We start from the raw sequence: 26,653 nt of genomic DNA on the forward strand, positions 1-26,653 counted from the left end.
CGTAGCGGGCGGCGTCGGTGTCCAGCACCGGCTGCCAGGCGCCCGGGAGCGGCAGCCCGGTGCGGTAGCCGCGGCGCACCACGGGAGAGAAGTTGGCCCCACGGTGTTGCTGCGGCAGCCGCTCAGGCGGTCGGCACGGAGGCCACGCCCGGGGCCAGGAAGCGCTTGCCGTTGACGCGCTCCGAGACGCCCTCACGGTCCAGGTACGGGGTGAGCCCGCCCAGGTGGAAGGGCCAGCCGGCGCCGGTGATCATGCACAGGTCGATGTCCTGCGCCTCGCCGACGACGCCCTCGTCCAGCATCAGGCCGATCTCCTGCGCCACGGCCTCCAGGACCTTGGCGAGGACCTGCTCCTCCGTCAGCACGGTGTCGCCGAAGGAGAGCAGCGCCAGGACCTCGGGGTCGATGACCTGCTGGCCGTCCTGCCAGATGTAGAAGCCGCGCTTGCCGGCCTTGACCAGCTTGGTGAGGTTCTCGGAGACGGTGTACCGGTCCGGGAAGGCCGCGGCGAGGGTCTCCGACACGTGCAGGGCGATGGCCGGGCCGACCAGCTCCAGCAGCACGATCGGGGACATCGGCAGGCCGAGCGGCAGCACGGCCTTCTCCACCGTCTCGATCGGGGTGCCCTCGTCGATGGCGCCCTGGATCGCGTCCATGAAGCGGAGCAGGATCCGGTTCACCACGAACGCCGGGGCGTCCTTGACCAGAACGGCGGTCTTCTTCAGCTTCTTGGCGACCGCGAAGGCGGTGGCCAGCGAGGCGTCGTCGGTCTTCTCCGCACGGACGATCTCCAGCAGCGGCAGGATCGCGACCGGGTTGAAGAAGTGGAAGCCGACCACGCGCTCCGGGTGCTGGAGCTTGGACGCCATCTCGGTGACCGACAGCGAGGAGGTGTTGGTGGCCAGGATCGTGGTCGGCGAGACCACGGCCTCCAGCTCGGCGAAGACGTTCTGCTTGACGCCCATCTCCTCGAACACGGCCTCGATCACGAAGTCCGCGTCGCCGAAGGCCACGGCCTTGTCCAGGTGGCCGGAGACCAGGCCCTTGAGCTTGTTGGCCTTGTCCTTGCCGATCCGGCCCTTCTCCAGCAGCTTCTCGATCTCGCCGTGGACGTAGCCCACGCCCTTGTCGATGCGCTCCTGGTCGATGTCGGTCAGCACGACCGGCACCTCCAGCCGGCGGGCGAACAGCAGCGCCAGCTGGGAGGCCATCAGGCCGGCGCCGACGACGCCGACCTTGGAGACCGGGCGGGCCAGCGACTTGTCCGGGGCTCCGAAGGGCCTCTTGGCCCGGCGCTGCACCAGGTTGAACGCGTAGATGCCGCTGCGCAGCTCGCCGCTCATGATGAGGTCGGCCAGCGCCACGTCCTCGGCGTCGAAGCCCGCCTGCAGGTCCTGGTCCTTGACCTGCTGGATGATGTCCAGCGCCTTGTAGGCGGCGGGAGCGGCCCCGTGCACCTTGGCGTCGGCGACCATCCGGCCCCAGGCGACGGCGTCGTCCCAGGCCTTGCCGCGGTCGATCTCCTCGCGCTCGACGACCGTCTCGCCCTTGAGGACCTTGGCCGCCCAGAGCAGCGACTGCTCCAGGAAGTCGGCCGGCTCGAACATCGCGTCGGCGATGCCGAGCTCGAAGACGTCCTTGCCCTTGAGCTGCTTGTTCTGGCTCATCGAGTTCTCGACGATGACCTTGACGGCCTTCGCCGGACCGATCAGGTTCGGCAGGATGGTGCAGCCGCCCCAGCCGGGGACCAGGCCGAGGAAGACCTCGGGCAGCGAGAACGCCGGGACGCCCGCGCTGACGGTGCGGTAGGTGCAGTGCAGGCCGACCTCGACACCGCCGCCCATCGCCGCGCCGTTGTAGAAGGCGAAGCTGGGGACGGGCAGCGCGGCGATCCGCTTGAAGACCTCGTGGCCGCCCTTGCCGATGGCCAGCGCGTCCTCGCGCTCCTTGAGGAGCTCGACGCCCTTGAGGTCGGCGCCGACCGCGAAGATGAACGGCTTGCCGGTGACGGCGACCGCGACGATCTTCTGCTCGGCGGCCTCGGCCTCGACCTGGTCCAGCGCCTCGGACAGCTTCAGCAGCGAGCCCGGGCCGAAGGTGGTCGGCTTGGTGTGGTCGAAGCCGTTGTCCAGGGTGATCAGCGCCAGCCTGCCCGCCTGCAGCGGCAGGTCGAGGTGGCGGACGTGCGCGGTGGTGACGACCTCGCCGGGGAACAGCTCGGCGCCGCGGGTCAGCAGCTCAGTGGTGCTCGTCATCGTCACTTACCACCCTCGAAGTGCGGGTTCTCCCAGATGACCGTTCCACCCATGCCGAAGCCGATGCACATGGAGGTCAGGCCGTAGCGGACGTCCGGGCGCTGCTCGAAGCGCCGGGCCAGCTGGGTCATCAGACGGACGCCGGAGGAGGCCAGCGGGTGGCCGAAGGCGATCGCACCACCGTACGGGTTGACGCGCTCGTCGTCGTCGGCGATGCCGAAGTGGTCGAGCATGGCCAGCACCTGGACGGCGAAGGCCTCGTTGATCTCGAACGCGCCGATGTCCTCGATCGTCAGGCCGGCCTTGGCCAGGGCCTTCTCGGTCGCCGGGACCGGGCCGATGCCCATGACCTCGGGCTCGACGCCCGCGAAGGCGTAGGAGACCAGGCGCATCTTGACCGGAAGGCCGAGCTCCTCGGCGACGTCCTCGGCGGCCAGCAGCGAGGCGGTGGCACCGTCGTTCAGACCGGCCGCGTTGCCGGCGGTGATGTTGCCGTGCGGGCGGAACGGGGTCTTGAGGCCCGCCAGCGACTCCATCGTGGTGCCCGGGCGCATCGGCTCGTCGACCGTCGCCAGGCCCCAGCCGGTCTCGCCGACCTCGGGGTTGGTGTTGCGGATCGCGATCGGCACCAGGTCGGGCTGGATGTCGCCGTTGGCGTACGCCTTGGCGGCCTTCTCCTGGGAGCGCACGGCGTAGGCGTCGCAGCGCTCCTTGGTGATGTGCGGGAAGCGGTCGTGCAGGTTCTCCGCCGTCATGCCCATGAACAGGGCGGACTCGTCGACCAGCTTCTCGGAGACGAACCGCGGGTTCGGGTCGACGCCCTCGCCCATCGGGTGGCGGCCCATGTGCTCGACGCCACCGGCGACGACGATGTCGTACGCGCCGAAGGCGATGCCGCCCGCGGTGGTGGTGACGGCGGTCATCGCGCCGGCGCACATGCGGTCGATGGCGTAGCCGGGAACGGACTTCGGCAGGCCGGCGAGCAGTCCGGCGGTACGGCCGATGGTCAGACCCTGGTCGCCGATCTGCGTGGTCGCGGCGATGGCGACCTCGTCGATGCGTTCGACGGGCAGGTTCGGGTTGCGGCGCACGAGCTCGCGGATGCACTTGACGACCAGGTCGTCGGCGCGGGTCTCGTGGTAGATGCCCTTCGGGCCGGCCTTGCCGAACGGGGTGCGGACGCCGTCGACGAAGACGACGTCCCTCGCGGTACGAGGCACGGGGGCTCTCCTCCCAGGGGACATGACGTTTAGCGCAGTCGACGTCACAGATGGAGCGGCGCTGCTTCACGGCCATGCTACCCGCCGGTAACTAGCTTGCCCAGGGGCAGCACCCCCATCACCCCATGTGTCCCGCACCACGTCAATCGGCCTGGAAACGACCAGGTACGCGGACAGGGGCGCGGGGGAGCGCGAGCCGGAAGGCGACCGCCGCCGGGCCCGAGCCCGCACAGGCGGGATGCCGTACCCCGCCCGGTGCGGGCCGGCGCGGCACCCTGCTTCCGCTTCGCGCGTCTCCCCGCGCCCCTGATCGTTCACCCGCCTGCCCGGAGCTCACCCCGGGCGGCCGGAGTCTCAGCCCCGGACCGTCCCGTTGGCGGCCTTGACGAACACCGCCGAGATGGCCGGAGCCACCAGGTCGACCTGCCAATTCCGGGCGCCCAGCGCCAGCAGTGCCGACCCGACCGCGTCCACCGTGAGCAGGGCAGGCGGCTCCCAGCAGACCCGTCGCACCAGCTCCGGGGTGATCAGGTTCTCGGCCGGCAGCCGCTTCACCTCGGCCAGCTCGGTGACGGCCGCGCGGGCCCCCGAGAGTCGCGCCGCGGCCACCGGGTCCTTCTCCGCCCAGGCCCGCGGCGGCGGCGGCCCGTCATGCGGCGCGGTGGCCGGCGGCAGCTCGGTCTCCGGGATCTCCCGGGCCCGGTCCAGCGCGGCCAGCCACTGCTCCAGCTGCCGCCGGCTGATCCGCGGCCCGAACCCCTGCACCATCTGCAGTGCGGCCACGTTCTGCGGCATCGCCAGCGCCGCGTTGACGATCGCGGCGTCCGGCAGTACCCGCCCGGGCGAGACGTCCCGCTCCCGCGCGATCTTGTCCCGGGTCTGCCACAGCTCCCGGACGGCGGCCAGCTGACGGCGGCGCCGCACCTTGTGCAACTGCGAGGTGCGGCGCCACGGGTCCACCCGGGGGGCGGGCCTGGGTGCGTCGGCGATGGCGGCGAACTCCTCCAGGGCCCAGCCGAGCTTGCCCTGGGCGTCCAGCTCCTGTTCGAGTGCGTCCCGCAGCTCGACCAGCACCTCGACGTCCAGGGCGGCGTACCGCAGCCAGGGCTCCGGCAGCGGACGGGTCGACCAGTCCACCGCGGAGTGCTCCTTGGCCAGTGACAGACCGAGCACGCTCTCGGTCATCGGGCCGAGTCCGACCCGGGGGAAGCCCGCGATCCGGCCGGCCAGCTCGGTGTCGAACAGCCGGGACGGCCGCATTCCGACCTCGGAGAGGCAGGGCAGGTCCTGGGTCGCCGCGTGCACCACCCACTCGGTGTCGGCCAGCGCGGCGCCGAGGGCGCTGAGGTCGGGGCAGGCGATCGGGTCGATCAGCGCGGTGCCGGCGCCGGCCCGTCGCAGCTGGATCAGGTACGCCCGCTGTCCGTAGCGGTACCCGGAGGCCCGCTCGGCGTCGACTGCGACCGGGCCGCTGCCCGCGGCGAAGGCGGCGATCGTCTCGGCGAGCACCCGCTCGTCCACCACCACGGGTGGCAGTCCCTCCCTGGGCTCAAGGAGCGGGACCGGGGCTGTCTCTTCTGGGATGGCTGCTACGGCGTCGGTCACCCCCCAAGAGTACGACGGCGGCCGGAACCGGGAAGGTTGTCGGACTGGTCAGAAGGTACTCAGACGTCCTCCTGCCCAGTCGACACGCTCAACGACGCGCCCAAGTTCGCCCGGATGGCCCCCCGCCCGGACGGACCTGACCTGGGCTTCGGGGAAAACCGGCAGCCCGGAGGAAACGTTCCTCCGGGCTGCCAATCGAACTGTCTGTCGTTGCTGGGGCTGCGGTGCGGCACGCGGACGTCGGCGGAGCTCAGTGGATGATGCCGGTCCGCAGGGCGACCGCGACCATCCCGGCCCGGTCTCCGGTGCCCAGCTTGCGGGCGATCCGGGCCAGGTGGCTCTTCACCGTCAGCGCGGACAGGCCCATCGCGACGCCGATCGCCTTGTTGGACTGCCCTTCGGCGACCAGCCGCAGCACCTCCACCTCGCGGCCGGACAGCTCGCGGTAGGCGGCGGGCTGCACACCGGGAGCGCCGGGAGCGCCGGGTGCCCCCGGGGCGCCGACCGCACCGGGCATGCCCGGCATCCCGGGCCGCCGCATCCGGCCGCCCAGTCCGGCGGCACCGAGCGGCAGCCCGGGACGGCCGGGCATGGCGATGTTGGTGCGGGTGCCGGTGACCACGTAGCCCTTGACACCGCCCGCGAGCGCGCTGCGGACCGCGCCGATGTCGTCGGCGGCGGAGAGCGCCAGGCCGTTGGGCCAGCCCGCCGCGCGGGTCTCGGCCAGGATGGTCAGGCCGGAGCCGTCCGGGAGGTGGACGTCGGCGACGCAGATGTCGCGCGGGGTGGCGACCCGAGGACGGGCCTCGGCGATCGAGGAGACCTCGATGACATCGCGGACACCCAGCGCCCACAGGTGCCGGGTGACGGTGTTCCGGACACGGGGATCGGCGATGACCACCATCGCGGTGGGCTTCGTCGGGCGGTATGCGACCACGTTTGCGGGGTGCTCAAGAAGGACCGACACCAGGGGCCTCCTGCGGGGAGTGGCGGACGGAACCCCGAGGGGGCGGTCGGGTCGTTCCGCGTTTGGAAAGGGTCACAGACACCTTCGGCATCAACCGTGTCCGGCTTTAGCGAAAGATCACGATCTAGTGAGTAACAATACGGACAAATCGCGCAAATGACTGATGCGACATGCCCTGAAATCGCACGGATTCGATCGAAAGCAACGCTTACCGATCAGGACTGGACGGCGAATTGACGCAGACCGGGGTCGAAGTCATGCGGCGTCAGTCCTGCGGGTGGCGTTGGCCGCGGCCGGCCTCGAACGGGCCGTCCGTCGCTCCTCAGTGGGAGCGCGGGCGCCGCCGCGCGGGCATCGGGACCACCCCGCCGAGTGACGGCGAGTCCGGCAGCGGTGCCACCGTGCTCGGCGGCAGGCCGGCGCAGGCGCAGAGCAGATCGCCCCAGGCCGCCAGGTGTCGCTCGAACCGGCCGTCCGCCGGGGTCCAGGAGGCGCGGATCTCGATCTCGGTGGACGGCTCCCGGTCGGACAGCGCGCCGAAGTAGTGCGAGGAGGCGTGGGTGACCGTGCCGCCCGGCTCGGCGTAGCCGGCACCGTGCGAACGCAGCGCGTCCAGCAGCCAGGACCAGCCAACCTCGGAGAGCATCGGGTCGTCGGCGATCTCGGGCTCCAGCTCGGCCCGGGTCAGGGTGACCACCCGGAAGTCGCCGTGCCAGGCCTCCTGGCCGGCCGGGTCGTGCAGCAGTACCAGCCGGCCGTCCGCCAGTTCCTCGCCCTCCACCTCGACGGTGGCGGTGAGCGCGTACGTGTAGGGGGCCAGCCGCCGGGGCGCCGGGGCGGGCGAGAGCTGCACCTCGGGCCGCAGCCGCGCCGTGCCGAGCACCTCGACCGCTGCGCGGAACTCGATCGGCGCCGACTCCTTGCCCGTTCCGCCACCTTGTGCGGGGTGCCCGCCGACCGCTGCCATGAGCGGAAGCCTAGGTGGGCCGACGCCGCAATCCGAGCACATTTCGCACCTGCGGCGCGCCGGGGCGGGTGCTCTCGAAGATCTTGGAGGAACGCACGACTCGCCGTCGGGGGCGCGGTCCGGGACACATGCGAAGATTTGCACCGTGAGTGAGACTTCCGCGGCGACCCCGCCAGCCCAGACCGGTCAGCATTCCCCCGCGCGCCGGGGCGCGGCGTACGACTCCCCGTTCCTGCGCGCCGCGCGCCGCGAGCCGGTGCCGCACACCCCGGTGTGGTTCATGCGCCAGGCCGGCCGCTCGCTGCCCGAGTACCTCAAGGTGCGCGAGGGCATCCCGATGCTGGAGTCCTGCACCCGGCCTGAGCTGGTGAAGGAGATCACCCTCCAGCCGGTGCGGCGGCACAAGGTGGACGCGGCGATCTTCTTCAGCGACATCGTGGTGCCGCTGAAGGCCATCGGCGTCGGCGTCGACATCGTGCCGAAGATCGGCCCGGTGATCGCCGACCCGATCCGCACCTTCGACGACCTCCAGCGGCTGCGCCCGCTGGAGCCGGACGACATGCCCTACGTCACCGAGGCCGTCGGCATGCTGGTCGAGGAACTCGGCACCACCCCGCTGATCGGCTTCGCCGGCGCCCCGTTCACCCTGGCCAGCTACCTGGTCGAGGGCGGCCCGTCGAAGAGCCACGAGCAGACCAAGGCCATGATGTACGGCCAGCCCGAGCTGTGGGCCGCGCTGGTCGACCGGCTGGCCGACATCACCGCCGCCTTCCTGAAGATCCAGATCGAGGCGGGCGCTTCGGCGGTCCAGCTCTTCGATTCCTGGGTCGGCGCGCTCGCCCCGGACGACTACCGCCGCTCGGTGATGCCCGCGAGCACCAAGGTCTTCGAGGCCGTCGCCCGCTACGGCGTGCCGCGGATCCACTTCGGCGTCGGCACCGGCGAACTACTGCACCTGATGGGCGGGGCCGGTGCCGACGTGGTCGGGGTGGACTGGCGGGTGCCGCTGAACGTCGCCGCCGAGCGGGTCGGCCCGGGCAAGGCCCTCCAGGGCAACCTCGACCCGGCCGTCCTCTTCGCACCCACCCGCGTGGTCGAGACCAAGGCCCGCGAGGTGCTGCACGCCGCCCAGGCGCTCGGCGACAGCGGCCACATCTTCAACCTCGGTCACGGCGTGATGCCGAACATGGACCCCGACGCGCTGACCAGGCTGGTCGAGTTCGTCCACGAGACCAGCGCGCGGTAGCGGCCCCTCCCGGGCAACCGGCAGGCGCCTTCGCGGAGCTGCCCGGTTGCCCGGTTGCTTCGGGGATCAGCGGGTGAACCGGGCAGCCAGGTACTGCTCCCAGGTGCGCCGGCCCACCGCGCGGTCCGGCGCGGTGAGCGCGCCGGAGCGGAAGGCCGCGCCGATCCTCCCCGGGATTCGCACCGCCAGCACCGGGCGGCGCTTGCCCGCCGCCCACAGCCAGCCCCTGGCCAGCTCGGCCACCGGGTACACCCGGGGGCCGGCCAGGTCCGGCACCCGGCCCGCTGGTGCTCCGAGCGCCAACTCGACCAGCCGGTCGGCCACTTCACCCTGGCTCACCGGCTGGCAGACGGTCCCGGACGGCACCGGGACGACCGGGAGCCGGGACAGCACTCCGAACGCCGCGTTGAGCAGTTCGGGGAACTGGGTGGCGCGCAGGTTGGTCCAACCGAGCCCTGATGCCGCCAGCATCCGCTCGCCCTGCAGCTTGACCGCGTAGTAGGGGTAGGGGATCCGGTCGACGCCGACGATCGAGATGTTGACGACGTGCCCGACCCCGGCGCGCTCCGCCGCCGCGAGCAGGTTCTCCATGGCGGGGACGTCCTGCTTGAAGTGCCGGGCGTCGCTGGCGCAGTGGACGACCGTACGGACGCCGTCGAGCGCCGCGTCCAGCCCCGTGCCGGCCGCAAGGTCGCCGGTGAACCAGGCCACCCCGGGATCCTCGGGCAGCGCCGTCCGCCGGGTCAGCGCCCGCACCGGCGCCCCCGTCCCGCGCAGGCGCCGCACCACCTCGCGCCCCAGCACCCCGGTCGCCCCGGTCACCAGCACCGTGTTCTCCATCGCTCCGCCTCTCCGTGTCGTACCGCCGTCGGCAGGAAGAGGACGGGGCAGGCCGGTCGGATGTGACAGTCCTCCTCGAACGATTTTTCTGATGGTGATCCCAGGGAGATTCCGTGGCGTCGGCTTCGCGTCAGCGACTAGCTTGTAGCCATGAGCGAGCTGCCTGACTGGATGTATCCGCCCCGCGAGGAGGGCTGGTTCGCCGAGGATCTCGATGGTCTGCCCAACCTGCCTCGGCACACCGAACTCGTGGACGGAGCGCTGGTCTTCATGATGTCCCCGCAGCGGTCCTGGCACAGCCGTGTGATCTCCGGGCTGACCCGCGCGCTGGAGCCCCAGCTGCCGGACGGCGTCGAAGTCGAGCGGGAGATGACCATCCGGCTGGACAAGCGGAATCGCCCGGAGCCCGATCTGGTCGTGACCACGGCGGCCTACGAGCCTGACCGGACGTGGTTCGCTCCGTCCGACGTCGTCCTGGTGGTGGAGGTCGTGTCGCCGGAGTCCGCTCACCGCGACCGGACGGTCAAGGTGCGCAAGTACGCCGAGGCGGGGATTCCGCACTACTGGCGGATCGAGGAGGAGACCGGCCTGCCGGTCGCCCACGTCTTCGAGCTCGAAGAGTCGACTTCGGCCTACGCACCGGCCGGTATTTTCCGCGGGACCCTCGATCGGCCGGTTCCGTTTCCGGTGAAGATCGATCTCGACCGGCTCGACAAGCCGCTGCGCCGCACCGGTTGAGGCCTCCGGTGTGAGCTCTGCGAGACTGCGAGCATGGTTGAACCTCATGTCGTGGTGATCGGCGGCGGGATCGCCGGGCTCACGGCCGCGTACGCGGCGAGTGCGCGGGCCCGGGTCACGTTGCTGGAGGCGTCCGGGCGGCTCGGCGGGAAGCTGCGGGCCGGTGAGGTCGGCGGAGTGCGGGTCGACCTCGGCGCCGAGTCGATGCTCGCCCGGCGGCCGGAGGCGGTGGAGCTGGCCCGGCAGGTCGGCCTCGCCGGGGCCCTGGAGCCGCCGAGCACGGCGAAGGCCGCGATCTGGACCAGGGGGGCCCTGCGGCCGCTGCCCGGCGGGCAGGTGATGGGCGTCCCCGGTGACCTGGACGCGCTGGCCGCCTCCGGGGTGCTCTCCGAGCGTGGCCTGGACCGGGTCAGGCACGAGCTGGCCACGGCCCCGGTCGGGTCGGACGTCTCGATCGGCGAGTACGTCGCGGCTCGGCTCGGCCGCGAGGTGGTGGACCGACTGGTGGAACCGCTGCTCGGCGGCGTCTACGCCGGTCACGCCGATGAGATCTCGCTGCGCGCGGCCGTCCCCGCGCTGCTGCCCGTGGCCCGCAGCGGCGGCTCGCTGCTGGAGGAGGTGCGCGAGCTGACCGCGCGGCCCACCAGCGTCGGGCCGGTCTTCCAGGGCATCGAGGGCGGTGTCGGCACCCTCCCGGAGGCGGTCGCCGACGCCTGCCGCAAGGCCGGAGCCGAGCTGCGCACGGACAGTGCGGTGGACGAGCTGCGCCGCACCCCCGAGGGTTGGCGGGTCGTCACCGGCGACGAGGTGCTGCACGCAGACGCGGTGGTGCTGGCCGTCCCCGCGCCGCAGGCCGCCCGGCTGCTGCGCGCCGACGCCCCGGGCGCGGCGGCCGAACTGGACACCGTCGAGTACGCGGGCATGGCCCTGGTCACGATGGCCTTCCGCCGCGCCGACCTGACCGAGCCGCTGACCGGCAGCGGCTTCCTGGTGCCGCCGGACGACGGCCGCTCGATCAAGGCGTCCACCTTCTCCTCCAACAAGTGGGGCTGGCTGGACCGCGGCGCACCGGACGCCTTCGTGCTGCGCACCTCGTTGGGTCGCCACCGCGAGGAGGAGGCGCTCGACCTGCCGGACGAGGAGCTGGTGGCCCGCTCGCTGGCCGACCTCGGTGAGGCGGTCGGCCTGCGCGCGCGCCCGTACGACACCGCGGTCACCCGCTGGCGCGGTGGTCTGCCGCAGTACCCCGTGGGGCACCTGGAGCGGGTGGAGCGGATCCGCGGGCAGGTGGCCCGCCTCGGCCTGGCGGTCTGCGGGGCCGCGTACGACGGGGTGGGGATTCCGGCCTGCATCGCCGGTGCCCGCCGGGCGGTCGACGAGGTGCTGACCCCGGCGATCGGCACACACGTAACGGAAGGGACAATGGGCACATGACTGAGTCCACTGAAACGCAGCCCGAGAAGAAGAAGGCCCGGGACCTGAACAAGGTCATCCGCTACACCATGTGGTCGGTGTTCAAGCTCAGGAGCGAGCTGCCCGAGGACCGCGCCGCGCTGGCGGCCGAGGTCGAGGAGCTGTTCGAGCAGCTGGCGGCGAAGGACGTCACGGTGCGCGGCACCTACGACGTGTCCGGCCTGCGCGCCGACGCCGATGTGATGATCTGGTGGCACTCCGGTGACTCGGACAACCTGCAGGAGGCGTACAACCGCTTCCGCCGCACCGGCTTCGGCCGCGCCCTGGAGCCGGTCTGGTCCAACATGGCGCTGCACCGCCCGGCCGAGTTCAACAAGTCGCACATCCCGGCGTTCCTCGCCGACGAGCGGGCCCGCGAGTACGTCTGCGTGTACCCGTTCGTGCGCTCCTACGAGTGGTACCTGCTGCCGGACGAGGAGCGGCGCGCGATGCTCGCCGAGCACGGGCAGATGGCCCGGGGCTACCCGGACGTGCGGGCCAACACGGTCGCCTCGTTCGCGCTCGGCGACTACGAGTGGCTGCTCGCCTTCGAGGCGGACGAGCTGCACCGGATCGTGGACCTGATGCGCGACCTGCGGCCGTCCCGGGCCCGGCTGCACGTCCGCGAGGAGGTGCCGTTCTTCACCGGCCGCCGCAAGCCGGTCGCCGAGCTGGTGGCCGGCCTGGTCTGAGCCTCCGCGCCTGACCGCGCCGAACCGGGGTACCGGGATCCGCGCGGTCCGCCCACCACGGAGGTGGGCGGACCGCGCGGATCCCCGTACCCGGCCGGACGGGCCCTAGTTGCGCAGAGCGGCGCGCAGGCGGGCGTCCTGGAGCGCGGCGGGGCCGACCATGGCGACGGCGGTGAGCAGTTCCTGTTCGGCGCCGGCGGGGTCGGGGCGGACCGCGTGGAGTACCTCCTGGCCGGCGTGGGTGGCCCAGCGAGTGTAGGGGTGGACGTCGACCCGGGCCATCAGCAGCGTGCCGCTGGTGAGTACCAACGGCAGGGCGAACCAGGCGATGGCGGCTCCCGTGTCCGTGCCGTCGGGCGCCAGCGCGATGGACGCTCCGAGGAGGAGCAGGCTCAGCAGCAGTGCCAGCCGCACCTGCCGGACCGCCATGGAGGTGGCCTCCTTGACGACCGCCGGGGTGGCGAGTCCGGCCAGCACCAGCCGTCCGCCGATCTCCAGCACGGCCGGGTGGACGGCGAGTTGCTCGCGGAGCTCGGAGGTCCTGCACTGCCCTTCGGGGCCGATGCAATCGATCAGCGCCCGCTCCAGCAGGTTGCGGCCCTGCGGGTCCACCACGGTGGTCCAACCGGTGTGCGCCAGGTGCAGCCGGCCCTGAGCGGCCATCAGTACCAGGGCGAGATCGACCACCCGGGCCGGGCCCCCGGCCAGGTGCGCGGTCTCGTACAGGCCGATCCCGGTGGCGTCGCCGGGCCGGCCGGTCTCGGCCCCGGAGAGCGCGTCTGCGGTTGCTGCGACCTTGACCAGCCGGAAGCAGGAGAGTGCGGCGGCGAGGAACGCGGGTATCAGGAAGAGCAACCACATGGGGCTGTTTCTAGACCTGGCGAGCCGTTCGGGGAAGTGAATTTCCGGTTCGCGATACCGAACTGTGACCGATGCACGGGTTACGAACCGCAGCTTGAGCCGCAGCTGGATCCGCAACTGCTGTGCCCCGACGAGCAGCTGTGGCCGGAGGAGCTGCTGTGCCCCGACGAGCAGCTGTGGCTGGACGAACTGCTGTGGCTGGACGAACTGCTGTGGCCGGAGGACGAGCCGCAGCCACTGGACGAGCCGCAGGACGAGCCATGGTGCGAACCGTGGTGTGAGCCGCCCGGACCGGGGTCCGGGGTGGCGGACGAGCACCAGGCCACCGCCGCCGCCCCCGCGTCGAGGCCCCCACCGTAACCGGAGTCGCCCGAGCCGCCGCCGACGCTTGCGCGGGCCCGCTTCCGCATGGCGGTGCGCAGGTCCTCGTCCTTCAGGGACTCGACGCCCTCCAGCGCCAGTGCGCCCAGTGCGGCGGTGGTGTCGGCGTCGGCCCCGGGGACGGCCGGCTTCCACGGTGAGGAACCGGTCTTCATCAGGCCCAGCTGCCGCAGCCCGGCCGGGCTGACCCGGCTCTTCCCGGGCCTGGTGGTGGCCAGCCAGACGGCCCCGAGCAACAGCAGTCCGAGGAAGGCGAAGAACGGCGGCGCGCTCGTGGCCCGCTCCCCGGCGGGCCGGAAGGGCCAGCCGAGCCCGGTCGCCAACCCGACTATCAGGGCGACCAGCAGGGACAGCTGCAGGAAGCGCCGGGCCCGGACGGCGGCGCGGTGCAGTTCGGGCCGCCGCATCAGCCCGCGTTCCGCCAGCCGGTCGCCGATCCGCTGGATCTCCGGGCTGCGCATCACCGCCCGGCGCAGCAGGTCCACTTCACTCTGCCGGCCCGGCCCCGCGGCCTTGATCAGTACGGCCTCGGCCGGGTCCTTCGGCGCGGGGTCGGTCACGGTGGCCAGACCGTCCCGGGAGACGATCAGCCGGCCCTCCCGCTGCATCCGGACGATCACCGCCTCCGCCGCCCGGGCCGGGCCGCCGGCGAGGAAGGCGCCTTCCGGCAGCGGCAGTGCGCGGCCGGGCAGGCCCTGCGGCTTCGGTACCCGCCGCATCCGCCGCAGCGCGACGGACGTCCACAGGCCCGTGCCCACCACCAGCGTGGTGGCGGCGGCGAACTCGGTGTACCACATCTCATGTCCCCCGTAGTCGAGTTGAAGCAGCCGGCGGTGCTCGGACCCGCCGGACGGGCCCTAGCCGTGGAAGCGGCGCCAGCGGCGGCGGGGCGGTTCGGCAGGCCGCAGCCAGCGCTCCAGTGCGGGCCGCCAGGGAGTGTGCGGCGCGCCGACGGCGGCCCAGTCGACCGCCCACTCGGCGAAGGCCCGCGCGTCCGCCCGGTAGCCCCCGACGGCCGGGCCCTGCTGCGCGTACCGGCGGAACAGCGGCAGGTAGTCGTCGCCGAGGATCCGCGCGACCTCGGGTGCCACCCGGGCCACGGTGTCCCGCCGTTTGGCGAGCAGGCCCTGGGTCTGGACGCGTACCTGCTCCGGGTCGAAGCCCTCCGGCGCCGGGCCGCCCGAGACCAGCACCGCCAGCAGCTCGGCCTGCCGCCGGGCCAGTCGCGCGCGGGCCACCACCAGCTCCGGGTCGCCCGCCCTGACCAGGTACTCGAAGTGCTCAGACATGCTCCAGCCTTCCTTCCAGCACGGCCCGGATCGCGTCGAGCTCGCCCGCCAGTTCGGCGGGCGGCGGGTAGTGGTCGTCACGTTCCAGCAGGACGCCGGGCGGCAGCGCCCGTTCGCAGAGCCGGGCCAGGGCCTCGAGTACGGGCTCGGTCACCGGGTGGGCGTGGGTGTCGTGCCAGACCCCGTCGACCTCGATCCCGCCCGCCACATGGACGTAGGCGACGGCCTCCAGCGGCAGTCGGTCGAGTTCGGCGGCGACGTCCAGGCCCAGGTTGACCCGGTTGGTGTGCAGGTTGGCGACGTCGACCAGCAGCCGTACGCCGGTGCGCTCGACGAGCTCGGCCAGGAACTCGCCCTCGGTGAACTCGTCCTCGGGCCAGGCGAGATGGGCGGCGATGTTCTCCAGCGCCAGCGGAACCGGCAGTTCCTGCTGGGCGATCCGGACGTTCTCCGCGATCACCCGCAGCGAGTCCCGCGAACGCGGCACCGGCAGCAGGTGGCCCGCCTCGACCCCGCCCGCCCGGACGAACGCCAGGTGCTCGCTGACCAGTGGCGCGTCCAGCGCCTGAGCGGCCGTGGCCAGCCGCGACAGGCGCTCGGGGTCGGGCAGTTCGGCACCGCCGAGACCGAGCGCCACCCCGTGCGGGACGACCGTCACACCGCGCTCCCGCAGCACCCGCAGCGACTCGGGCAAGTGGCCGGCGCGCAGTTGGTCGAGGCAGAGGTTCTCGGCGACCACCTCGACCCAGTCCAGGCCGGGCAGCCGCTCCACCACGGTGTCGATCTCGGCCCGCCAGCCGATGCCGACTCCCAGGCGGGGCAGGGCAGTAGCAGCAGACGTCATGGGATGCGCCCCCTTCGGAGGGCTCGCCGAACAGCGTCGGACAGAACGGTGGGACAACGGAACGGAAGCTGTGCCGCACAGGTGTCATCGGACCGCGGAGAGGGCCTCGTCGCGCTCTCACGCCTCGTTGCTGAGGGTCTCTCCCCGCCGGGTCGTTGCCAACCCGCACCCGGCAACCTCAGAGCTGAACTTGAGCTTTCCGCCGCACCCGGAAATTCAGCGGAACCCGGGCGGTTCCGGGGCTACCGTGGGCGGCCTATGAATCTGACGATCCGTGACTTCCGCCCCGAAGACGCCGAAGCGGCCGCCGCCGCGTACAGCGCGGGCCGCCCGCACCTGCTGATGACGCCCGAGGCCGTCCGCTGGAGGGTGGGTGCGGCCGCCCCCGACCAGCACTACCGGCTGCTGGTCGCAGAGTTGGACGGCCGGGTGGTCGGCACCGCCCGCTGCATGGTGCACGCGGACGCCAGTGTGAAGGGCCAGGGCGGCATCAACGTCAGCGTGCTGCCCGAGTACCGCGGCCGGGGCGCGGGCGGGGCCCTGGTCAGGGCGGCCGAGCAGCACCTGACGGCACACGGGGTGAACCGGATCCACTCCTGGGTCGACGACGAGCCCGCCGCCCGCCGCTTCGCCGCCGATCGGGGCTACCGGGCCGGCCGTAGCTTGTACTTCGCCCGCCTCGACCTCACCTCGGGCCTGCCGCCCGTCCCCGCGCTCCCGCCGGGCGTCGAACTGCGCACCGCCGACGACTACCTGGACGATCCCCGCCCGCTCTACCTGCTGGACATCGAGGGCAGCCGCGACGAGCCCGGCGACCTGGACGCGGCCGACCGCGGCTACCAGGAGTGGCTCGCCGACACCTGGGACCACCCCGACCTCGACCGCGGCCTCACCACCGTCGCCGTCCTGGACGGCCGGGAGGCCGCCCTGGTGGCCGCCGAGACCGACGGCGCCCACCGCTACTGGTCCGCCTTCACCACCACCGGCGCCCGCTACCGGGGCCGCGGCCTCGCCAAACTGGCCAAGGCCCACTCCCTGCACCTGGCCCGTGCCGCCGGCTGCACCGACGCCTACACCAGCAACGACACCACCAACGCACCGATGCTCGCGGTCAATGCCTGGCTGGGGTACGAGCGCTGCGCCCGCGAGTGGAAGTACATCCGGGAGCTGTAAGGGCGCGCGTTTCACGAAGGACCGCGCGGCCGGGGCCGGATGCCGCGGTCAGGAGACCTCGACGCCATGGGCGCGGGCGAGGCCGGCCAGGCCGTCGGACCAGCCCTGGCCGACCGCGCGCAGCTTCCAGACCTCGTCCGGGGTGCCCGCCCGGTGGCGGTACAGCTCGGCGACGAGCATGGCCTTCACCGCCGGGTCGGCGGGCGGCCGGAAGGCCCAGGCCGAGCCGCCGGCCCCGCGCACCTCCAGCGCCGCGTCGCGCAGTTCGGCGCAGCTGGTACCCGAGTCGGTGTCCATGTTCACCGCGACCGCCACCCGGTGGACGGCCGCCGGCAGCTTCCGCAGCCGGACGACGGCGCTCTCGGTGGTCCGTCCGCCGTCCGCGGTCTGCTTGGGGTGCAGCGTCACGGCGCCGTGCTCGGCGCTGCGCTGGTGGTAGAAGACGAAATCCCCGTCGCCGCGGACCGTGCCCCGGGCGGTGAGCAGCAGCAGCGTGAGGTCGGCCTCGGCTCCGGCGGAGCCGAACCGCACCGACAGCTCGGCGAGTTCCGCCTCCGGCAGCACCACGTTCGCACCGGGCGTCAGCAGCACCGGCTCGGCGGCGGGTGCGGCCCGGCCCGGTCCGGGCTGCGCCGGAACGGACACCGTGGCCGGGCCGAGCCGCCCGGGCAGGCCGTTCTCCTTGAGCAGCTGGACCAGCATCGGTCCGTCGATCAGGGTCAGCGGCTTGCCCTCGACCCAGCGGCGGGAGCCCGGGCCGAAGCCCGAGGTGGTGACCAGGATGCCCTTGTTGGCGCCGAAGTGGGCCATGGTCGCGTCCAGGTCGCGGACGGCGGTCGGGCTGACCGTCTTGCGGTAGCGCTTGGCCTGGATCACGTACAGGCCGCCGGTGATCGGGTCGGGGTTCTCGGCGATGACGTCCACGCCGTCGTCCCCGCTGCGCTCGGTGGTGCGGGTCTGGTAGCCGAGCCGCCGGAACAGCTCGGCGAGCAGCTTCTCGAAGTCCAGCGGGTCCATCTCGAAGAGGTCGGGATCCTCCTCGGACGCATCCGCCCGGAAGCTGCCGATCTCCTCTGCGAGCCGCTCGGTGCGTACCGGCTCCGACTTCTCCGGCCGGGCCGAGAGCCGCCCCTGCAGGCCGTCGACCAGGCAGTCGACCGGTTCGACCCGGTCGAGCGCGACCGCGCCGAAGACCGCCCGCTCCACCGCCACCGAGACCAGGTAGCGCTGCTCCTCGCGCCCGGTGGCCGGGTCCACCGCCTCCACGTAGCCGTTGAACACCACCGAGGCCAGCCGCCCCTCACCGTCCGCCAGGAACAGTTCGGCGAGCACCCGCAGCGCGCACTGGGCCAGCACCTCGCGGTAGACCGCCTTCCGCTCGGCGGCGGACCGGGCGACCTCGGTCTCCTGGTCGGTGGACTTCACGTAGCGGTACCTGGCGGTCTCCGGGACCACCTCGAAGCCCGGCAGTCGCCAGTCCACGACGAGCTGGCCCGTGGCCTCGTCCCAGGCGGTCACGCAGTCCTGCCAGAACCCCTCGGGCCAGTCCTCGCGCCAGCGGAGCGCGGTCTCGAAGAACTCGGCCACCGCGCTCGCCGAGCCGTCGCGCAGCTCGGCGGCAAGCCGGACGGCCTGCTCGGCGTGGCCGGCCGCGGCCCGGCGGCGGTCGTCGGCCCAGGCCTCGTACTGCGCCCGGTACTGGTCGAGTTGGTGCCGCCGCTGGTCGTCGGCGGCCTGGGCGGCGTGCCAGTCCTGCTCGAACCGGGCCCGGGCGTGCGCGACCTGCTCGTCGTGTTCGCGCCGGGCGGCCGGGTTCAGCGCCTGCACACCCGTCAACGGCGGTACCAGATAGCGCGACTGGTCCGGCGGCGGGACCGGGACGCCGAGCGGCCCGGGGTCGAACGGCGGTACCACGACGGGGCGTTGCAGGCTCGCCAGGGCGAACACCGGCCCGCCGAGCCCGGTCTGGAGCACCCCGCGCAGCGCGGCCACCCGCTCGTCCAGCTCGGCGGTGCGCCGGGCGGCGTCCGCCTCCCGGCCCTGCTGGTACGCCCGCAGCGCTTCCTTCTGTCCCTGCGCGGCGGCTCGTTGGACCTCGCGCTGCTCGCGCTCGTACTGCCGCTGGGCGGCCACCGCGGCCCGGCGCTGCGCCTCCTGCTGGCGGGCCTGCTGACGCTGTGCCTCAGCCAGCATGGCCAGTACTCCCGAGCTGCGTCGCCGTGCCACCGTGGTCCTCTCTCGCCCGTCCCTGACAGATGATCAGTCTCTCAGACGAGCGGAGCCGCCGGTGTGCGGAGCGTGCCCCCGCAAGCGTGCGGAGGAGCTCTCAGGGCGTCGTCCCGCACCCTGAGAGCTCCCGTGCGAAGGCTTCCTACTCGGCGGGCTTGAGCCTCAGCGAGATGCTGTTGATGCAGTACCGCTGGTCGGTCGGGGTGCCGTACCCCTCGCCCTCGAAGACGTGCCCGAGGTGCCCGCCGCAGCGCGCACAGCGGACCTCGACCCGCCGCATGCCGTGCGACTCGTCGGCCAGGTACTCCACCCGGTCCCCGGCGAGCGGCGCGTAGTACGAGGGCCAGCCGCAGTGGCTGTCGAACTTGGTCTCGCTGCTGAACAGCTCGGCGCCGCAGGCCCGGCAGCTGTACACGCCCACCGTCTTGGTGTCGGTGTACTCACCGGCGAACGGCCGCTCGGTGCCCGCCTCGCGGAGCACGTGGTACTCCTCGGGGGTCAGCTGCGCACGCCACTCGGCGTCGGACTTCTCGATCTCGTAGCTCATCGTGTGCTCCTCGTCCGTCGGTCAGGCGTCAGTTGCAACGCCGGCGAGGTGGGCCGGGCCCCGCAGGCTCTCCAAAATGGCCGGTCCAAGGTTGGTGACGTCGCCCGCACCCATGGTGAGCAGCAGGTCGCCGGGCCTGGTGAGGGAGGCCAGGTGCGCCGGGGCGGCGGCGAAGGAGTGCTCGGCGGCGACCTCGGCGCCGGCCCGGCGGGCCGCGTCGATGATCAGCTCGCTGGTGACGCCGGGGATCGGGTCCTCCCGGGCGGGGTAGATGTCGAGCACCACCGAGGCGTCGGCCAGCGCCAGGGCCCGGCCCATCTCCTCGGCCAGCTGCTGGGTCCGGCTGAACAGGTGCGGCTGGAAGACCACCAGCACCCGGTTGCCGCCGGCCGCCTCGCGGATCGCCTCCAGATCGGCGGTCATCTCGGTCGGGTGGTGGGCGTAGGAGTCGATCACCTGGACGCCCGCGGCCTCGCCCTTGAGCTGGAGGCGGCGGCGGACGCCGGTGTAGCTGCCGATCGCCTTGGCCAGGTCCGCCGCGGGGATGCCCAGCGCGACGCCGGCGGCCAGCGCGGCGACTGCGTTGTGCGCGTAGTGGCGGCCGGGGACGGAGACGGTGAAGGTCAGCTCGGCACGGTCCAGCAGGACGGTGACCTCGCTGGTCATGCCGCGCGGGACCACCGAGAGCACCCGGACGTCGGCGTCCTCGGCCGCGCCGACGGTGACCACGTTCAGCCCGTCGCGGCCGCGCACCCGGCCGGTCAGCTCGCGGGCACCGGGGTGGTCGGCGGAGATCACCAGGGTGCCGCCGGCCACGATCCGGCCGACGAAGGTCTCGAAGGACTCGTAGATCTCGTCCATCGACGCGTAGTTGGCGTGGTGGTCGAGCTCCACGTTGAGGATGATCGCGACCTCGGGGGCGTACTTGTGGAAGCTGCGGTCGCTCTCGTCGGCCTCGGCCACGAAGATGTCACCGGCGCCGTGGTGGGCGTTGGAGCCGGGTGCGTCCAGGTCGCCGCCGATCGCATACGAGGGTTCGAGGCCCAGCTCGGCGAGGCTGACGGCGAGCATGCTGGTGGTTGTGGTCTTGCCGTGGGTGCCGGCGACGGCCAGCGCCCGGCGGCCGCCCATCAGCGCGGCCAGCGCGTCGGAGCGGTGCACGATCGGGATGCCGCGCTCGCGGGCGGCGGCCAGCTCCGGGTTGTCGTGCCGGATGGCGCTGGAGACCACCACGTTGCTGGCCCCGGCCGGCAGGTTCTCGGCGGCGTGGCCGACGTGGACCTCCGCGCCGAGCGCGCGCAGCGCCAGGACGGTCTCGGACTCCTTGGCGTCGCTGCCCGAGACCTTGGCGCCGCGGACCGCGAGGATCTTCGCCAGCCCGGACATCCCGGCGCCGCCGATGCCGATGAAGTGCGGGGCGTGCAGGTCGTGCGCGGCGTCGTTCAAGGCGTGCTCCGTACAAAATCGGGCCGGCGGGTGTGGCCGAGTGGGGCCGGCGGCATGGCAGAACGCGAATCGCCCCTGCGGGCGGTCCGCAAGGACGATTCTGCACTACCGGGACGGGGACCCTCAGGAGTCGCTCGCGAACAGCTTCAGTACCGGGACGCCGACCTTGTGTCTGGCCTGGGAGGCCCAGTCGCGGTGGAAGAACTCCTCGACGAAGTGCGGAGAGGTCAGGACCAGCACCTCGTCGGCGTCGCTCTGCTCCACCACCTCGCGCAGCCGGTTCAGCGGGTTCTCCTCCACCACCTCGCCGGTCGCCTCGGCTCCGGCCTCCCGCAGGTGGCGCAGGCTGTGCTCCAGGGACTCGCTCGCGACGGTCGGGGCCTGGGACTCCTCGCGCTCGTGCACCGCCCGGTCGAGGTGGCCGAGGGCGACGTCGTCCAGGGCCCGGAGCAGTTCGTCCTGCTTGCCGCGGGGCTGCATCAGGACGACGAAGGAGACCTGCTCCTCCCCGTGGAGCGTGGTGACCAGGTCCACGTCGGCGTCGGAGAGCGCTTTTTCGATCATCAGTACCGTCTTGAACACGTGAGTCCCTTCGCAGTTGCAGGCCCCCGGGTCCGGTTCCCCCACCTCATAGTGCCCGGCGGATGCTTTCCTCACGCTGCACACGGGCCACATGAGCCACGTACGGGCCGGGTCACCCGGCCGAGTCCGGAGCCGGGTCGGGAAGGGACGGGGAGGCCGGAGAGGCCGAGCGCAGATACCGGGTGAAGAGGAAACCTTCCTGCTCCATCAATGACACCAGCCGCATCCGCTGTACGCCAGGCATTTCCCCGCCGTAGCCGATCCGCGGGCCGTCGCCGCCGGCGAGCAGCGGGGCCAGCGACAGGCAGAGCTCGTCCAGCAGTCCCGCCGCCGTCAGCTCGCCGAGCAGCCGCGGACCGCCCTCGGTCAGCTGCCGGGTCCAGCCCCGCCCGGTGAGTGCGGAGAGGGCCCGGCGCACGTCGACCGACCGCTCGCCCGCGACGACCACGTCCGCGACCTCGGCCACCGCGCGGCGGGCGTCGGCGGGGGAGTCCTCGGTGGTGATCACCACCGTGCGGACCACCGGCTCGGTGAACAGCGGCGCGGCCAGGTCGAGCCGCAGACTGCGGGAGACGATCGCGATGGCCGGCGCCGGTGCCTGCCCGGCCTCCCGGCGGGCCGCCGCGAAGGCGTCCCGGGCCCGGGCCGGACGGTAGCCCTCGGCGCGGACCGTCTCGGCGCCGACCAGCACGACGTCCGCCAGCGCCCGCAGCACCCCGAAGATCCGCTTGTCGGCGTCGCCGGACAGGCCCTCGGAGAGCCCCTCCAGCCGGGCGCTGCCGTCCAGCGAGGCGACCATGTTGGCCCGCAGCCAGGGGCGGCCCTGCCGGACCTGTTCGGGGTACGCGTAGACGGCGGCCAGCTCCTCCAGGGACCGGACGTCCTGCTGGGGCGGGCCGAGCGGGCTGATCAGTCGATGCATGGGACAGAGTCTTCCACGGGGGCGCGTACCCTTTACTGACGTGCCCGCTGCCTCACATCCCGACACCACGGCCACTCCGGCAACAGCCGGTGCCATAGCCACCACCGGCCCGGTCGCCCTCACCGACCGCCGGCCCGTCGTGCCCGCCGAGCGGCTGGTCGCCGAGATGGTGCCGCCGCCGCGCTTCGCCGACGTCAGTTTCGGCAGCTACCTGCCGGACACCTCCCAGCCCAGCCAGTACGAGGCCGTCCAGGTGCTGGAGCAGTTCGCCGCGTCGCTCAACAGCGCCGGCACCGCTCCCAAGCGCAGCTGGTTCCGCCGCTCCGCCCCCGCGCCCAGCGGCCCCGCCGGGATCTACCTCGACGGCGGCTACGGCGTCGGCAAGACCCACCTGCTGGCCTCGCTGTGGCACGCCACCCCGGGCCCGAAGGCCTTCGGCACCTTCGTGGAGCTGACCAACCTGGTCGGCGCGCTCACCTTCAAGGGCGCGGTGGAGACCCTCTCCGGGCACCGGCTGCTGTGCATCGACGAGTTCGAGCTGGACGACCCGGGCGACACCGTGCTGGTCTCCACCCTGCTCAGCCGGCTGGTCGAGAACGGCGTCAAGCTCTGCGCCACGTCCAACACCCTGCCCGAGAAGCTCGGCGAGGGCCGGTTCGCCTCCGCCGACTTCCTGCGCGAGATCCAGGGCCTGTCGGCGCACTTCCGCCCGCTGCGGATCGACGGCCAGGACTACCGCCACCGCGGCCTGCCCGAGGCCCCGCCGCCGTACACCGACGAGGTGGTCACCGAGCGGGCCCGGCGCACCCCGGGCGCCTCACTGGACGGCTTCGACGACCTGCTGGAGCACCTCAAGGCCGTCCACCCCAGCCGCTACGGCGCGCTGCTGGACGACGTTCACGCGGTCTTCCTGCGCGGCGTCCACCAGGTCGAGGACCAGTCCACCGCGCTGCGCCTGGTGGTCCTCGCCGACCGGATGTACGACCGCGAGCTGCCCATCACCGCCTCAGGCCTGCCGTTCGACCAGGTCTTCACCGAGGACATGCTCCGCGGCGGCTACCGCAAGAAGTACCTGCGGGCGATATCCCGGCTGGTGGCGCTCGCCCGCGACAGCTCCAAGCCGGCCTGAGCGCCGCGCCCCCTCCTGGTCCGGAGCGTCAACGCTCGGGACCAGGAGGGGGCGCGATGGACGGGGAGGACTTCGGCGGTTGCCACGGCAACCGGGCGTCTGGGGCCCGGAAAGCGGGAGACGGCCCGCGTTGTCAGTGGGGGGTCGTACGGTGGACTCGTGCGACCCATCACGAGTATCGAACGGACAGTGGCGCCCTTCGAGGTCGTCAGCCCCTACCAGCCCAGTGGTGACCAGCCGACGGCCATCGCCGAGCTGGAGCGCCGGATCCGCGCGGGCGAGAAGGACGTCGTCCTGCTCGGCGCCACCGGCACCGGCAAGTCGGCGACCACCGCCTGGATGATCGAGAAGCTCCAGCGGCCCACCCTGGTGATGGCACCGAACAAGACCCTGGCCGCCCAGCTGGCCAACGAGTTCCGCGAGCTGCTCCCCAACAACGCGGTCGAGTACTTCGTCTCGTACTACGACTACTACCAGCCCGAGGCGTACGTCCCGCAGACGGACACCTACATCGAGAAGGACTCCTCGATCAACGAGGAGGTCGAGCGCCTGCGCCACTCGGCCACCAACTCGCTGCTCACCCGCCGCGACGTGGTGGTGGTCGCCTCGGTCTCCTGCATCTACGGCCTCGGTACCCCGCAGGAGTACGTGGACCGGATGGTCCCGCTCAAGGTCGGCGAGGAGATCGACCGGGACGCGCTGCTGCGCCGGTTCGTGGACATCCAGTACACCCGCAACGACGTCGCCTTCACCCGCGGCACCTTCCGGGTCCGCGGCGACACCATCGAGATCTTCCCGGTCTACGAGGAACTCGCCGTCCGGATCGAGATGTTCGGCGACGAGATCGAGGCGCTCTACACCCTGCACCCGCTCACCGGCGAGATCATCAGCCAGGACGACTCCGTCTACGTCTTCCCCGCCTCGCACTACGTGGCCGGCCCGGAGCGGATGGAGCGCGCGGTCAACGGCATCGAGAAGGAGTTGGAGGAGCGCCTGGCCACCCTGGAGAAGCAGGGCAAGCTGCTGGAGGCCCAGCGCCTGCGCATGCGCACCACCTACGACATCGAGATGCTCCGCCAGATCGGCACCTGCTCCGGCGTCGAGAACTACTCGATGCACTTCGACGGCCGCGAGCCCGGTACCGCCCCCAACACGCTGCTCGACTACTTCCCGGAGGACTTCCTCCTGGTGATCGACGAGTCGCACGTGACGGTCCCGCAGATCGGCGCGATGTACGAGGGCGACGCCTCCCGCAAGCGCACCCTGGTCGAGCACGGCTTCCGGCTGCCCTCGGCGATGGACAACCGCCCGCTGAAGTGGGAGGAGTTCCTGGGGCGGATCGGGCAGACGGTCTACCTCTCCGCCACCCCGGGCAAGTACGAGCTGTCGCGCGGCGACGGCGTGGTCGACCAGATCATCCGCCCGACCGGTCTGATCGACCCCGAGGTGATCGTCAAGCCGACGGAGGGCCAGATCGACGACCTGGTGCACGAGGTGCGCAAGCGGGTCGAGAAGGACGAGCGCGTCCTGGTCACCACGCTGACCAAGAAGATGGCCGAGGACCTCACCGACTACATGGTCGGCCTCGACATCAGGGTCCGGTACCTGCACAGCGACATCGACACCCTGCGCCGGGTCGAGCTGCTGCGCGAGCTGCGGGCCGGCGAGTACGACGTGCTGGTCGGCATCAACCTGCTGCGCGAGGGCCTGGACCTGCCCGAGGTCTCCCTGGTGGCGATCCTGGACGCGGACAAGGAGGGCTTCCTGCGCTCCGGCACCTCGCTGATCCAGACCATCGGCCGCGCCGCCCGCAACGTCTCGGGCCAAGTGCACATGTACGCGGACCGGATCACCCCGGCGATGGAGCTGGCGATCGAGGAGACCAACCGCCGCCGCGCCGTCCAGCAGGCGTACAACGAGAAGAACGGCATCGACCCGCAGCCGCTGCGCAAGAAGATCGGCGACATCCTGGACACCCTGGCCCGCGAGGACCTGGACACCGAGGAACTGCTCGCCACCGGCTACCGGGGCGCCGGCAAGGGCAAGGGCGCGCCGGTGCCCGCGCGGGGCGGCGACCGCACGTCGGCCAAGAGCCTGCCGGCCGCCGAACTGGCGGATCTGATCCAGCAGTTGACGGACCGGATGCACGCCGCCGCGGCGGAGCTGCAGTTCGAGGTCGCGGCCCGGCTGCGGGACGAGATCGGCGAGCTGAAGAAGGAGCTGCGTCAGATGCGCGAGGCCGGGATGGCCTGAGTTGGTGCTGCCGCCCGGGTCTCGGGCCCGGCGTGAGCGGGTAGGCCATCGACAGCCGTGTACCCGCAGGCCATAGGGTGGCCTGCGGGTACTCCCTCGCGGGCGCGGGGCCTGTGCGGGCATCGGCCGGCGGGGGAGACGCACACCTTGGGGGCCTCAGCCGGGGGACGGCAACGGGGTGTTCCGCCGTGCAGCCGCAGCGGGTGACCCGCCCGCCGGGCTGAGGAGAGAGAGGACAGTGCCGTGTCGGTGAATCTGGCGAAGGGCCAACGAGTCAGTCTGCAGAAGGGCCAGGGGGAGACGCTGACCCTGGTCCGGATGGGCCTCGGCTGGGCGGCCGCGCCCAAGCGCGGGCTGTTCGGCCTGCGCAGGCGGGAGATCGACCTGGACGCCTCTGCCCTGCTCTACGCCGAGAAGACTCCCTCCGACGTAGTCTTCTTCCAGCACCTGACCAGCAACGACGGCTCGGTCCGGCACACCGGCGACAACCTGGTCGGCGGCATGGGCGCCGGTGACGACGACGAGTCGATCCTGGTGGACCTGATGCAGGTCCCCGCGCACATCACCCAGATCGTCTTCACCGTCAGCTCCTACACCGGCCAGACCTTCGCCGAGGTGCGGAACGCGCACTGCCGCCTGGTGGACGAGGCCACCGGCCAGGAGCTGGCGCGCTACGAGCTGACCGGCGGCGGCCCGCACACCGGCCAGATCATGGCGAAGGTCTTCCGCGAGCCGGGCGGCTGGGGCATGCAGGCCATCGGGGCCCCGGCCAAGTCCCGCACCTTCCAGGACCTGCTGCCCGCGATCGAGCCGTACCTGTAGTCGATCCGCGGTCGGCCCCCTCATCCGGTCGTTTCGTCAGCCGCCGTCCCCCTCGGAGGATTCTTTACCTTCTTTACCATCTCTTGGAATTTCTGTTAGTGTTGACGGCAGCGGAGGGGAGTATTCCCTCGCAGATGTCCCGTCAGCACGGGGGGCCCCTTCCCCTGGGGTTGCGCGCCCCGGGGCACTGGCC

24 protein-coding genes are annotated in these 26,653 nt (G+C 72.3%); 8 read left to right on the forward strand and 16 right to left on the reverse strand.

Annotation, left to right across the window (positions count from 1 at the left end):
* The 6 genes from ACWDAK_RS22950 to ACWDAK_RS22975 form a co-directional block, all read right to left on the reverse strand.
* A partial coding sequence (locus ACWDAK_RS22950; protein ID WP_449806491.1) for an alpha amylase C-terminal domain-containing protein occupies positions 1 to 196 on the reverse strand: 196 nt, incomplete at its 3' end.
* Positions 123 to 2,255, reverse strand: coding sequence for a 3-hydroxyacyl-CoA dehydrogenase NAD-binding domain-containing protein (locus ACWDAK_RS22955; RefSeq protein WP_427394597.1), 2,133 nt, complete (start codon positions 2,253 to 2,255; stop codon positions 123 to 125). The genes ACWDAK_RS22955 and ACWDAK_RS22950, both read right to left, overlap by 74 nt.
* A gap of 2 nt (positions 2,256 to 2,257) precedes the next feature.
* On the reverse strand, positions 2,258 to 3,475 hold the full coding sequence (locus ACWDAK_RS22960; RefSeq protein WP_344635186.1) for a thiolase family protein: 1,218 nt from the start codon (positions 3,473 to 3,475) through the stop codon (positions 2,258 to 2,260).
* 354 nt (positions 3,476 to 3,829) lie between these two features.
* Positions 3,830 to 5,080, reverse strand: a complete 1,251-nt coding sequence (locus ACWDAK_RS22965; protein WP_344635187.1) for a ribonuclease D — start codon at positions 5,078 to 5,080, stop codon at positions 3,830 to 3,832.
* Between the two features lie 250 nt (positions 5,081 to 5,330).
* A complete protein-coding gene (locus tag ACWDAK_RS22970) occupies positions 5,331 to 6,047 on the reverse strand; it encodes a helix-turn-helix transcriptional regulator (protein WP_344635188.1) in 717 nt (238 codons plus the stop codon).
* A 322-nt stretch (positions 6,048 to 6,369) separates the two neighbouring features.
* Positions 6,370 to 7,014, reverse strand: coding sequence for a DUF3000 domain-containing protein (locus ACWDAK_RS22975; RefSeq protein ID WP_344635189.1), 645 nt, complete (start codon positions 7,012 to 7,014; stop codon positions 6,370 to 6,372).
* A gap of 145 nt (positions 7,015 to 7,159) precedes the next feature.
* On the opposite strand from ACWDAK_RS22975, the gene hemE reads away from it, so the two are divergent.
* Positions 7,160 to 8,260 (forward strand): uroporphyrinogen decarboxylase, encoded by a 1,101-nt coding sequence (gene hemE, locus ACWDAK_RS22980; RefSeq protein WP_425557546.1) that lies wholly within the window; start codon positions 7,160 to 7,162, stop codon positions 8,258 to 8,260.
* 66 nt (positions 8,261 to 8,326) lie between these two features.
* Here the strand turns inward: hemE and ACWDAK_RS22985 are convergent, their stop codons facing one another.
* Positions 8,327 to 9,100 carry an SDR family oxidoreductase gene (locus ACWDAK_RS22985; protein ID WP_427394596.1) on the reverse strand — a complete coding sequence of 258 codons (774 nt, stop codon included), beginning with the start codon at positions 9,098 to 9,100 and terminating at the stop codon, positions 8,327 to 8,329.
* Between the two features lie 150 nt (positions 9,101 to 9,250).
* Between ACWDAK_RS22985 and ACWDAK_RS22990 the strand changes: the two genes are divergently transcribed.
* From ACWDAK_RS22990 to hemQ, 3 genes are read left to right on the forward strand one after another with little or no spacing between them, the layout of a single operon-like run.
* Positions 9,251 to 9,838 carry a Uma2 family endonuclease gene (locus tag ACWDAK_RS22990; protein ID WP_344635191.1) on the forward strand — a complete coding sequence of 196 codons (588 nt, stop codon included), beginning with the start codon at positions 9,251 to 9,253 and terminating at the stop codon, positions 9,836 to 9,838.
* Positions 9,839 to 9,871: 33 nt separating this feature from the next.
* Positions 9,872 to 11,272 carry a protoporphyrinogen oxidase gene (gene hemG, locus ACWDAK_RS22995; RefSeq protein ID WP_344635192.1) on the forward strand — a complete coding sequence of 467 codons (1,401 nt, stop codon included), beginning with the start codon at positions 9,872 to 9,874 and terminating at the stop codon, positions 11,270 to 11,272.
* Positions 11,269 to 11,982, forward strand: a complete 714-nt coding sequence (gene hemQ / locus ACWDAK_RS23000; protein ID WP_344635193.1) for a hydrogen peroxide-dependent heme synthase — start codon at positions 11,269 to 11,271, stop codon at positions 11,980 to 11,982. Before hemG ends, hemQ begins: the two co-directional genes overlap by 4 nt.
* Before the next feature lie 105 nt (positions 11,983 to 12,087).
* Here hemQ and ACWDAK_RS23005 read toward each other — a convergent pair whose 3' ends face one another.
* The 4 genes from ACWDAK_RS23005 to ACWDAK_RS23020 all read right to left on the reverse strand — a co-directional run bounded on the left by ACWDAK_RS23005 (position 12,088) and on the right by ACWDAK_RS23020 (position 15,357).
* Positions 12,088 to 12,843: a TIGR04222 domain-containing membrane protein gene (locus ACWDAK_RS23005; RefSeq protein WP_344635194.1), complete on the reverse strand. Its 756-nt coding sequence runs from the start codon at positions 12,841 to 12,843 to the stop codon at positions 12,088 to 12,090.
* Between the two features lie 80 nt (positions 12,844 to 12,923).
* Positions 12,924 to 14,021 carry a TIGR04222 domain-containing membrane protein gene (locus tag ACWDAK_RS23010; RefSeq protein ID WP_427394595.1) on the reverse strand — a complete coding sequence of 366 codons (1,098 nt, stop codon included), beginning with the start codon at positions 14,019 to 14,021 and terminating at the stop codon, positions 12,924 to 12,926.
* A 60-nt stretch (positions 14,022 to 14,081) separates the two neighbouring features.
* Positions 14,082 to 14,513 (reverse strand): hypothetical protein, encoded by a 432-nt coding sequence (locus tag ACWDAK_RS23015; RefSeq protein ID WP_344635196.1) that lies wholly within the window; start codon positions 14,511 to 14,513, stop codon positions 14,082 to 14,084.
* Positions 14,506 to 15,357 carry a DUF692 domain-containing protein gene (locus ACWDAK_RS23020; RefSeq protein ID WP_449806492.1) on the reverse strand — a complete coding sequence of 284 codons (852 nt, stop codon included), beginning with the start codon at positions 15,355 to 15,357 and terminating at the stop codon, positions 14,506 to 14,508. The genes ACWDAK_RS23015 and ACWDAK_RS23020 overlap by 8 nt, the downstream gene beginning before the upstream one ends.
* A 258-nt stretch (positions 15,358 to 15,615) precedes the next feature.
* On the opposite strand from ACWDAK_RS23020, the gene ACWDAK_RS23025 reads away from it, so the two are divergent.
* The gene (locus ACWDAK_RS23025; RefSeq protein ID WP_344635198.1) at positions 15,616 to 16,530 is read left to right on the forward strand and encodes a GNAT family N-acetyltransferase; all 915 of its coding nucleotides are present in this window, start codon (positions 15,616 to 15,618) and stop codon (positions 16,528 to 16,530) included.
* A 48-nt stretch (positions 16,531 to 16,578) separates the two neighbouring features.
* Here ACWDAK_RS23025 and ACWDAK_RS23030 read toward each other — a convergent pair whose 3' ends face one another.
* From ACWDAK_RS23030 to ACWDAK_RS23050, 5 genes are all read right to left on the reverse strand, one after another.
* Positions 16,579 to 18,723 (reverse strand): restriction endonuclease, encoded by a 2,145-nt coding sequence (locus ACWDAK_RS23030; RefSeq protein ID WP_344635199.1) that lies wholly within the window; start codon positions 18,721 to 18,723, stop codon positions 16,579 to 16,581.
* Positions 18,724 to 18,901: 178 nt separating this feature from the next.
* A complete protein-coding gene (gene msrB, locus ACWDAK_RS23035; RefSeq protein WP_344635200.1) occupies positions 18,902 to 19,306 on the reverse strand; it encodes a peptide-methionine (R)-S-oxide reductase MsrB in 405 nt (134 codons plus the stop codon).
* Positions 19,307 to 19,327: 21 nt separating this feature from the next.
* A complete protein-coding gene (murC, locus tag ACWDAK_RS23040; RefSeq protein ID WP_427394594.1) occupies positions 19,328 to 20,752 on the reverse strand; it encodes a UDP-N-acetylmuramate--L-alanine ligase in 1,425 nt (474 codons plus the stop codon).
* 123 nt (positions 20,753 to 20,875) lie between these two features.
* Complete coding sequence (locus tag ACWDAK_RS23045) at positions 20,876 to 21,334, reverse strand: indole-3-glycerol phosphate synthase (RefSeq protein WP_344635201.1); 459 nt, start codon at positions 21,332 to 21,334, stop codon at positions 20,876 to 20,878.
* Between the two features lie 112 nt (positions 21,335 to 21,446).
* On the reverse strand, positions 21,447 to 22,256 hold the full coding sequence (locus ACWDAK_RS23050) for a pyrimidine reductase family protein (RefSeq protein ID WP_344635202.1): 810 nt from the start codon (positions 22,254 to 22,256) through the stop codon (positions 21,447 to 21,449).
* Here ACWDAK_RS23050 and zapE point away from each other — a divergent pair.
* The 3 genes from zapE (at position 22,255) to ACWDAK_RS23065 (ending at position 26,460) form a co-directional block, all read left to right on the forward strand.
* Positions 22,255 to 23,385: a cell division protein ZapE gene (gene zapE / locus ACWDAK_RS23055; RefSeq protein WP_425557548.1), complete on the forward strand. Its 1,131-nt coding sequence runs from the start codon at positions 22,255 to 22,257 to the stop codon at positions 23,383 to 23,385. The genes ACWDAK_RS23050 and zapE overlap by 2 nt on opposite strands.
* A 159-nt stretch (positions 23,386 to 23,544) precedes the next feature.
* Positions 23,545 to 25,638, forward strand: coding sequence for an excinuclease ABC subunit UvrB (uvrB, locus tag ACWDAK_RS23060; RefSeq protein ID WP_344635203.1), 2,094 nt, complete (start codon positions 23,545 to 23,547; stop codon positions 25,636 to 25,638).
* A gap of 243 nt (positions 25,639 to 25,881) precedes the next feature.
* The gene (locus ACWDAK_RS23065; RefSeq protein WP_344635204.1) at positions 25,882 to 26,460 is read left to right on the forward strand and encodes a TerD family protein; all 579 of its coding nucleotides are present in this window, start codon (positions 25,882 to 25,884) and stop codon (positions 26,458 to 26,460) included.
* Positions 26,461 to 26,653 lie beyond the last annotated feature (193 nt).

Source organism: Kitasatospora sp. NPDC001175, assembly GCF_053598215.1.